Annotated in this window: 15 protein-coding genes; 5 read left to right on the plus strand and 10 right to left on the minus strand. The window is 46.0% G+C overall.

Annotated elements, in window-relative coordinates; translation table 11 throughout:
• Nucleotides 1-8 precede the first annotated feature (8 nt).
• The gene (locus ACKLNH_RS06595) at nt 9-485 is read left to right on the plus strand and encodes a methyltransferase family protein (RefSeq protein WP_413111459.1); all 477 of its coding nucleotides are present in this window, start codon (nt 9-11) and stop codon (nt 483-485) included.
• Between the two features lie 27 nt (nt 486-512).
• On the opposite strand, the gene ACKLNH_RS06600 is transcribed toward ACKLNH_RS06595, so the two are convergent.
• The 3 genes from ACKLNH_RS06600 to ACKLNH_RS06610 all read right to left on the minus strand — a co-directional run bounded on the left by ACKLNH_RS06600 (nt 513) and on the right by ACKLNH_RS06610 (nt 2845).
• Nucleotides 513-1238 (minus strand): ChrR family anti-sigma-E factor, encoded by a 726-nt coding sequence (locus ACKLNH_RS06600; RefSeq protein WP_413111460.1) that lies wholly within the window; start codon nt 1236-1238, stop codon nt 513-515.
• Nucleotides 1235-1819: a sigma-70 family RNA polymerase sigma factor gene (locus tag ACKLNH_RS06605; RefSeq protein WP_413111461.1), complete on the minus strand. Its 585-nt coding sequence runs from the start codon at nt 1817-1819 to the stop codon at nt 1235-1237. Before ACKLNH_RS06605 ends, ACKLNH_RS06600 begins: the two co-directional genes overlap by 4 nt.
• 270 nt (nt 1820-2089) lie before the next feature.
• The gene (locus ACKLNH_RS06610; protein ID WP_413111462.1) at nt 2090-2845 is read right to left on the minus strand and encodes a phosphatase; all 756 of its coding nucleotides are present in this window, start codon (nt 2843-2845) and stop codon (nt 2090-2092) included.
• 151 nt (nt 2846-2996) lie between these two features.
• Between ACKLNH_RS06610 and yccX the strand changes: the two genes are divergently transcribed.
• Entirely contained in the window at nt 2997-3269 is a 273-nt protein-coding gene (gene yccX, locus ACKLNH_RS06615) for an acylphosphatase (RefSeq protein WP_413111463.1), read from the plus strand.
• Nucleotides 3270-3274: 5 nt separating this feature from the next.
• Here the strand turns inward: yccX and ACKLNH_RS06620 are convergent, their stop codons facing one another.
• The 6 genes from ACKLNH_RS06620 to ACKLNH_RS06645 all read right to left on the minus strand — a co-directional run bounded on the left by ACKLNH_RS06620 (nt 3275) and on the right by ACKLNH_RS06645 (nt 8846).
• Nucleotides 3275-3604, minus strand: a complete 330-nt coding sequence (locus tag ACKLNH_RS06620; RefSeq protein WP_413111464.1) for a TusE/DsrC/DsvC family sulfur relay protein — start codon at nt 3602-3604, stop codon at nt 3275-3277.
• A 149-nt stretch (nt 3605-3753) separates the two neighbouring features.
• Entirely contained in the window at nt 3754-4419 is a 666-nt protein-coding gene (locus ACKLNH_RS06625) for a Bax inhibitor-1 family protein (protein WP_413111465.1), read from the minus strand.
• A gap of 226 nt (nt 4420-4645) precedes the next feature.
• Complete coding sequence (locus tag ACKLNH_RS06630; protein ID WP_413111466.1) at nt 4646-5413, minus strand: amino acid ABC transporter ATP-binding protein; 768 nt, start codon at nt 5411-5413, stop codon at nt 4646-4648.
• Between the two features lie 23 nt (nt 5414-5436).
• Nucleotides 5437-6534, minus strand: a complete 1098-nt coding sequence (locus tag ACKLNH_RS06635; protein WP_413111467.1) for an amino acid ABC transporter permease — start codon at nt 6532-6534, stop codon at nt 5437-5439.
• Nucleotide 6535: 1 nt separating this feature from the next.
• Nucleotides 6536-7753: an amino acid ABC transporter permease gene (locus tag ACKLNH_RS06640; protein WP_413111468.1), complete on the minus strand. Its 1218-nt coding sequence runs from the start codon at nt 7751-7753 to the stop codon at nt 6536-6538.
• Nucleotides 7754-7817: 64 nt separating this feature from the next.
• Nucleotides 7818-8846, minus strand: a complete 1029-nt coding sequence (locus ACKLNH_RS06645; RefSeq protein ID WP_413111469.1) for an amino acid ABC transporter substrate-binding protein — start codon at nt 8844-8846, stop codon at nt 7818-7820.
• 225 nt (nt 8847-9071) lie between these two features.
• Between ACKLNH_RS06645 and ACKLNH_RS06650 the strand changes: the two genes are divergently transcribed.
• Both ACKLNH_RS06650 and ACKLNH_RS06655 read left to right on the plus strand, forming a co-directional pair.
• Nucleotides 9072-9194, plus strand: coding sequence for a hypothetical protein (locus ACKLNH_RS06650; RefSeq protein WP_413111470.1), 123 nt, complete (start codon nt 9072-9074; stop codon nt 9192-9194).
• 84 nt (nt 9195-9278) lie between these two features.
• Complete coding sequence (locus ACKLNH_RS06655) at nt 9279-9755, plus strand: DUF2947 domain-containing protein (RefSeq protein ID WP_413111471.1); 477 nt, start codon at nt 9279-9281, stop codon at nt 9753-9755.
• Between the two features lie 87 nt (nt 9756-9842).
• On the opposite strand, the gene ACKLNH_RS06660 is transcribed toward ACKLNH_RS06655, so the two are convergent.
• The gene (locus ACKLNH_RS06660; RefSeq protein ID WP_413111472.1) at nt 9843-11069 is read right to left on the minus strand and encodes an OmpP1/FadL family transporter; all 1227 of its coding nucleotides are present in this window, start codon (nt 11067-11069) and stop codon (nt 9843-9845) included.
• Between the two features lie 467 nt (nt 11070-11536).
• On the opposite strand from ACKLNH_RS06660, the gene ydiJ reads away from it, so the two are divergent.
• Nucleotides 11537-14554, plus strand: coding sequence for a D-2-hydroxyglutarate dehydrogenase YdiJ (gene ydiJ, locus ACKLNH_RS06665; protein ID WP_413111664.1), 3018 nt, complete (start codon nt 11537-11539; stop codon nt 14552-14554).
• Nucleotides 14555-14577: the final 23 nt, after the last annotated feature.

Raw genomic sequence — 14577 nt, forward strand, 5'->3', positions numbered from 1 at the left:
AGAGTAGGATGAAGGCAGAGCAGCGATTTGGTTTAACCGTCCCACCTTTGCTAATGCTTGTTATTTGTCTGGGCTTAATTGTGTTAACGCATTACTTTTTCCCGTTAACTGTCTCGCGTCTGCATGCAAAATGGGCGGTGGTGACCGCGTTGCTATTGGCTATCGTGTCGGTCACCATTATGTTGCTGGGAGTGATAACGTTCCGCCGTTATAAAACGACAGTCGATCCACGCTATCCACATAAAAGTCGTGCGTTAGTTACCTCTGGTATCTATCGACTCACGCGTAATCCCATGTATCTTGGGATGGTGGGCTTGTTGTTTGCATTGACGATTTGGTATGCGAATCCACTTGGCTTACTGAGCGTCATTTTGTTTTGCTTTTACATTAAGCGCCATCAAATTGCGATTGAAGAAGCTCACCTACGTGCTAAATTTGGCGCCGAATTTGACGACTATTGTCGTCAAGTCAGGCGCTGGATATAAGCTCGGCAACCACAATGCCCGCCTTTGTTACGGGTACATGCCTTTTCCGAAGCGGTTAAACACCTTTGCGACCCCTTGGGTAAAGAGCATTGGCTGTGATAACACCGTTAAGCACAAGCAGTCAGAGTCAACCGTTCTAGGTGTGTGGGTAGTACTGTTGTCCGCAGATAGATAGTCACCGTGTTGGTAGAGTCCATTTTCATCTTCGAAGCAGCCGTGTAGAACCAAGGTGGTTTCAGTGCCTTTATGGGTGTGCTCCGGAACTTGCACCCCTTTTTTGATATAAAGCAAACTCATTTGTACGCTGTCTTCTAAAAAGAGTGAGGCGGTAAATACCCGTTGTCCGTAATCTTTCCAGTGTTTTAATTGCGGCAATACGGCATTAAGTCGTTTTGGCAGACAAAACTCCGTGCCACTGACGGACACCGTTGCGTATGATGGTATATCGGGTTGGTCGGTTTTTGGGGTCGATGATAGCTGGGGAAGATCCAATATCTCGGCCAATAACTCATCGTCGTTGCTACTAAGCATCGGCGTGGTAAATTCGCTGGCGGTTTTAACGGGTGTCTGTGACCATGCCATTGACGATGGGCTGAAATATTGCTCAGCGATGATTTCTTCCGTGGCCTTAGCACGACTTAGACAGTGAGGGCACATATCAATGTGCAGTGCGACTGCAAAAGCATCAGCAGGAGATAACTGACCGCTCGCCCATGCCTCTAGGGTGTGATCATTTGGATGATAATTGGTCATAGTTCCACCTTCATCGATGCTCTTAACTTTTCAATTGCTAGGCGTAGCCGAGATTTAACTGTCCCCAGTGGTAGGTTTAGTTGCTCAGCGACCTGCATCTGGGTTAGGTCTTGCAGGTATACAGCACTAACAATCTCTTTTTGACTGCTGGGTAGTAGATTTAGCCACGCTTTTACCCGCGATTGCATCATGGCATGCTCGGGGGCGTAAAGCTCAACGCTATCGCTCTTGTCTGCGTGGTCATATTGATAAATACTCTCGGCATCTAAGCGACACTCTTTGCCGCCATGTTTGCGTAGTAGGTCAAAGCAGAGATTCCTCGCGATAGTGTAAACCCAAGTCGAAGGGCTGCTTTTATCCGGGTCAAATTGCGCTGCTTTTTGCCACACTCTGGTCATCGTCTCTTGAACGACTTCTTGCGCTATTTGCTCATCATGAACGTGTTTATTCACGTAGTAGCGCAGCCTCGGAGAGTAGTACTGAAAGAAGCTAAGATAAGCAGCTTTATCCCCTCGCTGTATCTCTTTCATTACCGCTTTCCAATTGACGTTCTCTGCTGTTGCAGTTTGTCTATTCATCATCTGTCCCAAAGTGTAGGAGGCACCGTCTTACCCTACAAATATAGTCTAGGGAGTCACTTTATTGGCATCTAAGTTTGGGCTCGCTTCTCCCATACCGGCAGTTGCCAGATAAGCCCAGTTACAACATGCAAAAACTGGGTGTGCTTTTTACTACGTTTGAACTTTTAATAACGATCACTGCAAAGAGAAATATGTGTCATGTTAGCGAGTGAATAGGGTGTGCCAGCAACACCTCGATGACTGACGATAATTGGTCGCCTTTAACGTCTGTTAACGAAATTGCTCAACCCAATCAAAAAGATCCTGACTTAAAGGGCGTCTATGTGACGAGAGAAAATCGATCAGCTGTGGTGGTGTTGCATTGACAATGTTTTCAGGTGCAATGCCAGCGGCAAGGATCGCATTAACGCTGTGGTCAAAGTGGCCAAGATCAAACGCGATATGTGCATCGCTGCCAACACTAATTAGCGCATCGTGCTTTTTACACAGAGCGAGCAACTGTTCACAGTTGGGGCGACTGCCTTGGCGAGAGCCACGAAACGAGCTGTTGTTGATCTCCAGAGCAACGTTATGCTGCTTAGCGGCTAAAACTACAGCTTCTTGATCAATTGGGTAGTTAGGGTTGCCAGGGTGACCAATAATTTGGCATTCACCAGACTCAATGGCCGCAACCATCGCTGCGGTGTTGCCGTCGACATCTTGTGGTGGAAAGACTGGCTCATGAAAGCTAGCAATAATAATATCTAATGTGTCTTTTACTCGCTCGTTCAGTTGTAAGCCGATGCTGGGGTGATTGATGTTAGTTTCTGCGCCTCGCAGTATGGCAATGTTATCGATGACATGAGGGATAACACGCATGTTGACAAAGTGCCACCAATGGGGAGCGTCAGGCATCGGTGGTGTATGGTCAGTAATGCTAACTAGTTGCATTTGTTGTTGTTTGGCGACAGCAATGTAGTCATGCACAGTACTGTAAGCATGGGTGCTTGCGATGGTGTGGCTATGGGTGTCTAAGCGTATTTTCATAGATTATTTCTTGGTGAAAGAAAGGGTTGGCTCGATATTAGCCGATAATTATTTCAGTTTAACGAATTGTGAGCAATAGGAAAGCAATTATATGCTAGATCTATAAAGGTGGGTCCAGCGGGGATGGTTCTCATTATGGAAGGAAAAGACAATGTCACAATGTTGTATGAAGTTTTTAGTTAAAGGCCGTGTTCAAGGCGTGGGGTTTCGCTATCATACGGCACATCAAGCAAACAAACATAATATAACTGGCTATGCCCGAAACCTGCCTAGTGGAGATGTTGAGGTTTTAGCATGCGGTGATGAACAAGACGTACGGGCACTGGGGAAATGGTTACAAGCTGGTCCTCAGACATCGCGTGTTGATTCTGTTACCAGCGAGATGCTGCAAAGGCAACATCTCGCTGGGTTTAGTATGCACTAGAATACTTATAGGCACTTGGCAGGTTTAGGCAGGCCAGCGAGCTTAGTGGCTTGCTTTGCTGGTCCTTTAGGGAACAGTTTAAACAGATACTTTGAGTTTCCCTTGTCTTCGCCATACTTTTTTGCCATGGCCTTTACCAACATGCGGATGGCTGGCGAAGTATCAAATTCAAAGTAGAACGCGCGCACAAAACGTATCACTTCCCAATGTGCTTCTGTCAATGTAATGCCTTCTTGTTCAGCGAGTAAGGGCACCATTGCTTCATCCCAGTCATGAATATTTAGCAGGTAGCCCTGCTGATCGGTGTCTATCTGGGAGCCATTAAATTCCAACATAATTTCTCTATCGCGATTGTATGGATGAACATTATCAATAATACGCAGTCGTTGGGAAATTGAAAAGGCGCACGTGGTGTTATGAACGGTAGATATAAAAAGAGCCGCACTGCTGGCGGCTCTTGAACGGTGTCACCCGGTGATAGGGGTTAGTCGTTGTTTCCTAGGAAGCCTAAGATTTGTAGTAGGCTTAGGAACAGGTTGTAAATTGACACGTACAGTGTGATGGTCGCAGAGATGTAGTTAGTTTCACCACCACGAATAATTGATTGTGTTGTCAGCAAAATAGCACCGGTTGAGAATAGAACAAACATGCCCGACATTGCTAGATATAGCATTGGCATTTGTAGGAACAGGTTTGCAATAAAACCAACAAGGATGACCATAAAGCCAGCCATTAGCATACCGTTTAAGAACGACAAGTCACGCTTGGTTGTTAGAGCGTAAGCAGAACATGCTAAGAAAGTTAACGCTGTACCACCCAATGCAGGCATGATGGCATAACCAAGACCGGCACCAATGTACATGTTTAAAATTGGGCCTAAGGTGTAACCGACAAAGCCAGTGAAGGCGAAGGTAAACACAATGCCCATGCTATTGTTACGGTTCTTTTCGGTAAGGAACATCAAACCATAGAAACCGACAAGGGTCAGAATAAGACCTGGGTGCGGCATGTTCGTTACTAGTGCAAATGTAGCCACTAGCGCAGACCAGATCAACGTCATTGAAAGTAAAAAGTAAGTGTTGCGTAGTACTTTGTTAGTCGCCAATACGCTTTCATGCGTTGAGCCACGAGTAACAATGCGATCGTTCATGTATTTTCCCTCACGGTATTCGAGTCATTGCTCATATATAGGAGTATATATGGGGCAATTTGTTCCATAGTTCAACTGTTATCTCGACTTTTATCCAATTTGTTAAGCCAGATGTCAGCGTAGGTAGGTCTAATTATACGTCAAAGTCGCAGTGTGTGTACTGTCACATTGGTATGTGCTAAACCTAATCTGTATCGATTTGTTAACCATGATGTTGATGCGTAGATTAATGTAATATTTGGCTTAAGAACAGTTGTGTACGATCGGATTGAGGGTTATCAAAGAAGTCGATAGGGTTATTTTCTTCAATGATTTCCCCCGCATCCATAAAGATGACTCGATCCGCCACCTCTCGAGCAAACCCCATTTCATGGGTAACACACAGCATGGTCATGCCTTCTTGCGCTAGCTCTACCATAACATCTAAAACTTCCCTTACCATTTCAGGGTCGAGCGCTGAGGTTGGTTCATCAAATAGCATCACTTGCGGATTCATACATAGTGAACGTGCGATAGCAACACGCTGTTGCTGTCCACCAGACAATTGCCCTGGGTATTTATCGGCTTGTTCAGGGATTTTAACCCGTTCGAGATACTTCATCGCGACCTCTTCAGCCTCTTTTTGCGGCATTTTCTTAACCCATATCGGCGCGAGAGTGCAGTTCTGCAATACGGTTAAATGTGGGAACAGATTGAAGTGTTGAAAGCACATACCGACTTCTTTTCTAACTAACTCAATGTTCTTCAGGTCATTTGTTAACTCGTTACCAGAAACGATAATGCGTCCTTTCTGATGTTCTTCAAGGCGGTTAATGCAGCGAATCATGGTCGACTTTCCTGAGCCCGACGGGCCGCAGATAACGATTTTCTCCCCTTTGTTAACCGACAGGTTGATATTTTTAAGGACATGAAATTGTCCGTACCACTTGTTCATATCGACTAACTCTATCACCGGTTGAGTCGGGCTTGTCTCTGCTTGTTGATGGTTAGGCATAATGCGTTCCTTGTCTCCGATGATTAACGTTTGTGGCCAGTGTGGAGTTTATTTTCTAGATAAATGCTGTAGCGCGACATGGTGAAACAGAAAACCCAAAAGACCAGCGCGACGAAAATATAGCTTTCTGTCGCAAAACCAAGCCATTCTGGGTCGGTGTTGGCGGCCTGACCGATACCAAGAACATCGAACATACCGATAATGAGCACAAGACTAGTGTCTTTAAAGAGACCGATAAAAGTATTCACGATGGATGGAATGGTTATTTTGAGTGCTTGCGGTAGAACGATGAGGTACATCTTCCTCCAATAGGTCAAGCCGAGTGCGTCAGCTGCCTCATATTGACCGTTAGGAATGGCTTGTAAGCCACCCCTAACAACCTCAGCCATATAGGCGGCACTAAACAACACGACGCCAATTAAAGCGCGAATCAATTTATCTGTTTCCGCTTCAGCATTGAGGAAAAGCGGTAACATGACAGATGCCATGAATAGCACAGTGATAAGCGGAACACCGCGCCAAAACTCAATGTATACCGTACAAATGCTGCGAATGATCGGCATCTCTGAACGTCGGCCTAATGCCAGCACAACCCCAATTGGCAGTGAAACAATGATGCCGACGATGGCAATCACCAAGGTGACAAGCAGGCCCCCCCATAGATGCGTATCGACTACCGGTAAGCCGAAGAGCCCGCCGTGCAGCAACCATACGGCGAAGAAAGGGTAAATGTTAACGAAAAAGAGCCATATCCAGCCGCGACGAGGCGTTCTTTCGTAGGCGAGTAAGCCAATAATGACGGCTAAGGTAGCGTAAAACAGTTTGGGTCGCCAAAGTTCTTCGCTCGGATAAAAACCAAACATAAATTGTTCAAAACGGACATGGATAAAGACCCAACACGCGCCTTCTCGTAAGCAGGCCTCTTTACTATTACCCACCCAATCGGCTTTGATAAAGGCCCAATCAATGGTCGCCCAGATGCCTTGAAAAGCGAGATAGGCTAAAACAAGGGTAATAAGCGTGTTAATTGGGCCATTAAAGAGGTGAATTTTCATCCATCCCATCAGTCCGGTGGTATTGATTGGTGGGGGTAAATCAGGCTGAAATTGATGTTTTTTCATCTTATCTCTCCACCAAGGCGACTTTGCGGTTATAGATATTCATTAAGAGCGAGGTCAGCAAGCTAAGAGAGAGGTAAACCGCCATTGTCATTGCGATAATTTCAATTGCTTGCCCTGTCTGATTTAGGGTCGTACCTGAAAAGACCGAAACTAAGTCGGGGTAGCCAATCGCCATGGCGAGCGAGGAGTTTTTGGTAAGGTTAAGAAATTGACTGGTTAGTGGTGGAATAATGATTCTCAGAGCTTGAGGTATCACCACCAGGCGTAGCGTTTTGCCGCGCGGCAGACCGAGGGCCATGGCTGCCTCAGTCTGACCGTGGCTAACGGCATTGATGCCCGAGCGAACAATCTCAGCGATAAATGACGCAGTATAGATAGAGAGTGCCAGTACCAGTGCTGCTAATTCAGGGATTAGAGAGATACCGCCACGAAAGTTAAAGCCTTTGAGCTCAGGGTATTCGATTGATATGGGCATCCCCGCGAACAAATAACCAACTAGAGGCAATACCAAGAACGAGATAAGGGTAACGCGCAGAATGGGTGATTGAACACCAGTGAGCTTTTGTTTGTTTTTCGCCCAAACACGGTAGATGAGGCTCATGATTAGGGCAACAATGATGCCCACCCCAATGAGCCATGACCCTGTTTCAAAAACCGGTTTGGCCACATACAGTCCGCGAACGTTGAGGAAAACGGCCTCACCGAGGCTTAAGCTTTGCTTTGGTGATGGGAGGGCTTGTAATACTGCGAAATACCAGAAAAAAATCTGTAATAACAAAGGAATATTTCGAAAAGTCTCGATGTAAACGGCTGCAAATCGGCTGAGCAGCCAGTTAGAGGATAAGCGGGCAATGCCAATTAAAAAGCCGATGATGGTGGCAAGAAAAATACCAATAACAGAAACTAATGCGGTATTGAGCAGACCAACGAAAAAGGTACGCCCATAGGTATGGGTTTCGTTATAATCAATTAACGACAGGGAGATGCCAAACCCAGCCTCTTGCTTTAAGAAGTCAAAGCCTGTTGCTATGCCGCGGGCCTCGAGATTGGTCAGTGCGTTGTTAATAATTGAGTAAAAGAAAAACAGTAGGGCAGCGATAACAACGAGCTGGAATACAATGGCACGTGCCGTTGGGTTATAAAACAGGTGTTGCTGTTTACTTTTTGGCTGCTCAGTACTGGTTGGTGTTAATTGGTGTGAAGAAGACTTTTCAGCCATACCGCATCCTTTAAATGAAACCAATAAAAAGGGGCAACGCGACGTTGCCCAGTTTAGCCACGGATTAACGGATTGGTGGTGCGAACAAGATGCCACCATCATTCCACAACGCATTGAGGCCACGTTTAATTTCTAGCGGAGATCCCATACCGACAGTGCGCTCAAAGCTTTCACCGTAGTTTCCGACCTGTTTTATAACTTGATAGCCCCAATCATCCCTAATCCCCAATCCTTTCCCTTTTGGTCCATCAACGCCAAGTAAGCGGGTGATATCTGGATTGTCCGATTTTTTCATATCATCGGCGTTGGCAGATGTAACCCCAAACTCTTCAGCCGCAATCATGGCCGTTAGTGTCCATTTAACAATATTGAACCATTGGTCGTCGCCCTGACGGACAACGGGACCAAGCGGCTCTTTTGAAATTACTTCTGGCAGTACCATGGCGGAATCTGGGTCTTCTAGCGTTAGACGCAGCGCGTATAGGCCTGATTGGTCGGTGGTTAATACGTCGCAGCGACCTGCATCGAAGCCTTTCGAGGTTTGCGCAGCAGTATCAAAGACAACAGGCTCATATGTCATGCCGTTGGTGCGGAAAAAGTCGGCTAAGTTGAGTTCGGTTGTGGTTCCTGATTGCACGCAGACGGCAGCACCATCTAAATCAAATGCACTGGCGACCTCGATCTCTTTTTTTACCATGAACCCTTGGCCATCGTAGTAATTTACTCCGGCGAAATTCAAGCCCAGCGCAGTATCTCGCTGCAGCGTCCACGTGGTGTTTCGAGATAATAGGTCGATCTCCCCGGACTGAAGGGCCGTAAAGCGCTCTTTCGCGGTTAAGGGAATATATTTGACTTTGGTTTTGTCTCCTAAGGTCGCTGCTGCAACTGCCTGACAAAACTCAACATCTAAGCCTTCCCACTCACCTTTTGCATTCGGGTTAGAAAAGCCGGGTAACCCGGTACTGACACCACACTGCACATATCCCTGTTTCATGACCTGTTCGAGAGTGTCTTCTGCTGCTAGGGTGTTTGCTGAAAAAAGGGCTGTAGTCACAGCGAGCGCATTAAATACAGTTTTTACTGTTTTTGCCATCAGATGTTTCCTTCTCCGTCGCGATAGTCCCGATATAGGGGCCTACAGTTTTTGTATATTAAGCTGCTAATCTAAAAACACTATTTACAATTAACATCTTTGTAACAGGTTTGAGTATAGGTTCAGTTTTAAAACATGACCAAGAATGAACAATGATAAATTTAATTTGTGGGATAACCGCAGTTCAGCAAGTTAGCGGTTTTATGGCGGATAAATAGACTGTTTATGCAAAAGTCAGCTGAATGGAAAGATTGGTCAGCTTGGAATGGCACCAACGCCTATTTTGTTTTTGGCGTGAAAGGCGAATTGGCGGTGGTTGTTCATCTGTATGGGGATGTAAATGAATAAAAAGCATCGCCTTGCTGCTGCTGGCGCTATGATTTGTGGCCGGGTTGGTTACAATAGAGAGAAGTGAATTAGATAGAGTCTGTTATGAATTACCTTTCGTTAAATGAATACGCAAGAAAGTGGATTTTTACCCATGCATCAATGCCAGTTTCAGAGGAACACCTTGCCTTCATTCGACCATTGACGCAGGCGCGTTCTTCGCAATTATGGCGTGAGTTTATTAGCGCGATGAGCCCAGATGCGGATCATTTTGAGTCAGGTGATTGGGCGGCAAAAGAGAGCAGTTGGAGTGATGAAATCGCTTGGCAAGACGAGTGGGAGAGTGATGAACCCGCGCTACCTGAAGCGATTGCAGCGTTTATCGATTGGGAAGATAACACGCCAGTCTACTTCTGTTATGAGAAGTACAATGTGATTGAAACCACTTGGGGTGTATTCAAGCATACGTGGAAGAATTTCTTGTTCTTTGATGATGGCCCAATGTTAATTGGTCGCCGTAAGAAGCAGGTGTTATGGTTTAACTCTGAAGGCCAAGTTAAGCTCGGTCGACGCGACGACTAATCGCAACTCGAGAGTCATTGAAGTATTGATAACAACAAAACAGCCCGCAATGCGGGCTGTTTTTGTTTATCACGTATGTTGGTGTGATTAGAACTTACGGCTGTACTGCAGGCCAACAAGGACAGCATCAGCACGAGTGGTAGCGGTGACCTCTGGGTGAAGTGGCAAGTTTTCAACCACATCTACATCTTGACCGATTAGATAGGTTAGGCCAAAGTCGATATCCGACTTGCTATTAATGCGATAGGTAAAGCCAGCAGAAGCCCAATGACGATTAGAATCAGGAATTGAAATAGATTTTACTTCATCTTGAGCTGACATGTCATACATGTAGCCAGCACGAAGTGTCCACGTGTCGTTCATGTAGTAGGTACCACCAACTGAGATATGCCCAGCATCTCGCCATTTGTACTCACTTTCTAGTCCGGCAATGTTAAGGGTGTCAAATGCACTCCAACCGACCCATTGTACGCTATAGTGAGCGGCAAAAGCATTAGTTAAGCGGTGGTATCCAGAAAATTCAACCATATCGGGGAGAGGGAGGTCGATATCATCGGCGCTTCCGTACGGTGAAGATACGTCACCAGTGGCAGTAACGGTTGGGCTGTAGCGATATGATAAACCGAAGCGGTGATTGTCGTTCATCTCATAGGTGGCACCAAGATTAAAGCCAAGCGCGATGCCATCAGCATCAACATCTACTCTACCCAGAAGATTGCCAAGATCGCGATTAATTTCTCCTTGACCAATAATAAGGTCTAAACCAGCACCAAAACTCCATTGATTGTTTACACGGTAGGAAATAGCAGTGCCGATATTGGCACTAGTGATCGCTGTTTTACCGCCGTACCCAGCAATGCGATCATCAAGTTGATCACCAAAATCTACTGAGGTGCCAAAGTTGGAGTATGCATTGATGCCAACAGCCAACTTATCGTTAATAACGTGAATATAGTGGACATTTGGAACTAATGAGCCACCACCTAAACCATCGGCAGAAAAATTGTGATCTACTGTTTCGAAACACAAAAATCCGCAACTTTCAGTGGTTTGATAGTGACCATTGTTAACCCGTACATCGGTATCAATATAATTGAAGCCTAAAGAGAGACTGCTTTCGCTAAATAGTGCCATTGCAGCAGGGTTACGTGCCATTACTGACGCGTTATCAGCAATGACAGCATCACCCGCGAATGCACGGCCTAGACCGGTTGCAGATTGAGAATTGAGTTGGAAACCTGCCGCCATTGCAGAGGTAGAGCTTACAGCCAATGCAGTAATGATGGCACGGCTTAATAGACGCTTCTTGTTCATAGTACTTCTTAATCTATTGAATGAGGTAATGGTAATTATTTCTCTCCATCTTTCAGGAGATGTTTTATGACGAGAAGTGTAAGGAGTGGGGTAGAGAAGAGAACTCAGACCAGTCTTGAATTGCTGAGAAACTGAATGAAATACAGTGCATTGTTCAGCTTGTGTTTGGCTTGTTTGCTTTCTTGTGAGTTATGCGTTGTAGGAATGCTGTGTTATTGCGCTTTGTTGTTAGCGCATGGTTTGCGCATTGTGCGTGGTGTGTTTCTGTACTGTTGTATTGCCTAATTGGGAATAGAGTTAATACTCAACTAATATTTAGCCAGTGAATCATTCCTATTTAATTGTTCTCTTTGGCTATTGAGTTGCGCAACTCTTTTGTGTATCTGCGCTGATTAAGGTAAATTTGTGAGCATAGACAGACTAAGCACTTTGCCATTGGATGGCACCTGTAATAAATAAGGATCATGATGTTACCCCTTCTTCCCTTTCAGGCCAGTATCGATAATGCTGTGCTGCAATATATAGACCTTCTTAACGCGACTTCGTTCCAAGGTGATGTAGAGGTGGCGTATGCCAGTCGTTTGAGTGTTGCCACGGACAATAGTGTTTATCAACAGCTGCCGCAAGCGGTGATATTTCCCCGTTCGACGAACGATGTGGTATTGATTGGTGAAGTGGCTAAACAGTGCCCAGCGGTTAGCTTCTCTGCCCGAGGCGGTGGTACTGGCACCAATGGGCAATCGTTAACACCCGGTGTTGTGGTGGACCTATCGCGTTATATGACCCAAATTTTAGAGGTGAATATCGAGCAAGGGTGGGTAAAGGTTGAGGCTGGGGTAATAAAAGACCAACTTAACGATGTGTTACGCCCGCATGGCTATTTTTTCTCGCCAGATCTCTCTACCAGCAATCGAGCCACCATTGGCGGTATGATAAATACTGATGCATCGGGGCAGGGGTCGCTAAAATATGGCAAAACCTCCGATCATGTCTTGGCACTGAAAGCGGTACTTGCAGATGGCTCTGTGTTAGATACAGAGCAAGGCCTAACCAATGGACTCGCATCGATTGCATGCTCTGTGACAGAAGAGGTGTGTCGCCAACAGCGCAGTGAAATCGAAAACAAGTTTCCCGATCTCAACCGCTTTTTAACCGGTTATGATTTAAAAAATGCGCTAAATGTTGCCGACGATACGTTTGATATTACCCGTGTGCTTTGCGGTTCGGAAGGATCGCTGGCCATGATTACTGAAGCTAAGCTCAATATTACGCCAATTCCGACGGCGAGAACCGTTGTTAATATTAAGTACGATAGTTTCGATGCCGCATTGCGTAATGCGCCGATGATGGTGCAAGCACAAGCGCTGTCAGTGGAAACCATTGACTCTAAAGTGCTGAATTTGGCTAAGCAGGATATTGTTTGGCATACCGTGCGTGACTTGATTACCGATGTGCCAGATGCAGAGGTGCTCGGCATCAATGTGGTTGAATATGCGGGTCAAAACAGAGAAGACAATGATCAGCAGGTGGCAGCTTTGTGTCGTCAACTTGATACGCTTATCGCGGAGAAAGTCTCGGGAATATTAGGGTATCAAGTATGCAGCGACTTGGCTGACATCAATAAAATTTATGCCATGCGCAAAAAGGCAGTGGGTTTACTGGGAGCGACGAAAGGCCATGCCAAGCCGATCCCGTTTGCAGAAGATACCTGTGTACCGCCGCAAAACTTGGCCGATTTTATAAGTGAATTTCGCCAACTACTGGATAGTCACCAGTTACATTATGGCATGTTCGGTCATGTGGATGCAGGCGTGTTGCATGTACGCCCAGCGCTCGATATGTGCGACCCCGAGCAAGAAGCATTAATGAAGTCACTGTCAGATGATGTTGTTGCACTTGTTGCCAAGTATGGCGGTTTAATGTGGGGTGAGCATGGCAAAGGCTATCGTTCCGAATATGGACCAGCATTTTTTGGTGATGTACTTTTTACCGAGTTGCGAAGGATTAAAGCGGCGTTTGACCCTCATAACCAAATGAACCCTGGCAAGATTTGTACGCCATTGGGGTCAGGGGATGAGCTAGTCAAAGTGGATGCGATTAAACGCGGTTATTACGATCGGCAAATCCCGATTAAAGTTCGAGATAGTTATTCCGCAGCAATGGGGTGTAATGGTAATGGTTTGTGTTTTAACTATGACACCAGCTCGCCCATGTGTCCCTCTATGAAGGTAACCGCTGATCGTCGTCAGTCGCCCAAAGGGCGAGCTGGTTTAGTGCGCGAATGGTTACGCTTATTGTCTGAGCAAGGTGTGGATATCCTTGCTTTAGAGCAACAGACAATGCAGCGTGGTCCATCGTTGAAAGCGCTGATTGATCGTTTTAAACAGACTTATATCGATAAGCAATATGATTTTTCGCATGAGGTGATGGAGGCGATGCAAGGCTGTTTGGCCTGTAAAGCTTGCGCCAGCCAGTGTCCAATTAAGGTTGATGTGCCGAGCTTCCGTGCTCGTTTTATGAATCTTTATTACTCACGTTACCAACGACCATTAAAGGACTACTTGGTCGCTTATATTGAAGTATTGTTACCTTGGATGGCTAAAATGCCGAAGGTGATCAATACCCTATCGACGAATCGCGTTTCTGAGTTTGTGTTGCGTAAGAGCATCGGCTATCGAGATACGCCCGCATTGTCTGTTCCAACGCTTTCGGCGTCATTGGCATCACATCATGCGTTGCGTTTTGATCTCTTGTGGCTGCAGGCGTTATCCATTGAGGAGCGGGCGCGATACGTTTTGGTGGTTCAAGATCCGTTCACGAGTTACTACGATGCAGAAGTGGTAAGTGACTTCGTCCATTTAATTGAAAAACTGGGTAAAAAGCCGATATTAGTGCCATTTAACCCGAATGGTAAAGCGCAACACATAAAAGGGTTCTTGCGTCAGTTTACGCAGACTGCGAGAACCACCTCTGCTTTTCTAAATCAGCTCGCAGAACTCAAAATACCCATGGTTGGTGTCGATCCTGCGTTGGTGCTTTGTTATCGGGATGAATATGATGAGGTGTTGGCCGACAAGCGTGGAGAATTTGAGGTGCTGCTTGCCCATGAGTGGTTGATGCCACTTATCGCAGAGCGTCAGCCATACCCAGATAGAGAAGATGCGCCATGGTATCTGTTTGCGCACTGTACAGAGAAAACCAAGTTACCCAACGCTGAAAAAGAGTGGGGAGCTATTTTCCAGCATTTTGGTGCGGCATTAAACAGCGTGCCTGTTGGTTGTTGTGGCATGGCGGGCACCTTTGGGCACGAAACGGAAAAATACGCGGTGTCGAAGGCAGTGTTTGATCTGAGCTGGAAACCGACACTCGACGAAATACCTGATCATCGTGCGATGATAACGGGTTATTCGTGTCGTAGTCAGGTTAAGCGCTTACAGGGGCAGCGCTTGCTTCACCCGGTACAAGTGTTACTGCGACTCATATAGTCAAAAGCGGTGATAATCACCGC

Source organism: Thaumasiovibrio clandestinus, assembly GCF_047250365.1.
GTDB lineage: Bacteria > Pseudomonadota > Gammaproteobacteria > Enterobacterales > Vibrionaceae > Thaumasiovibrio.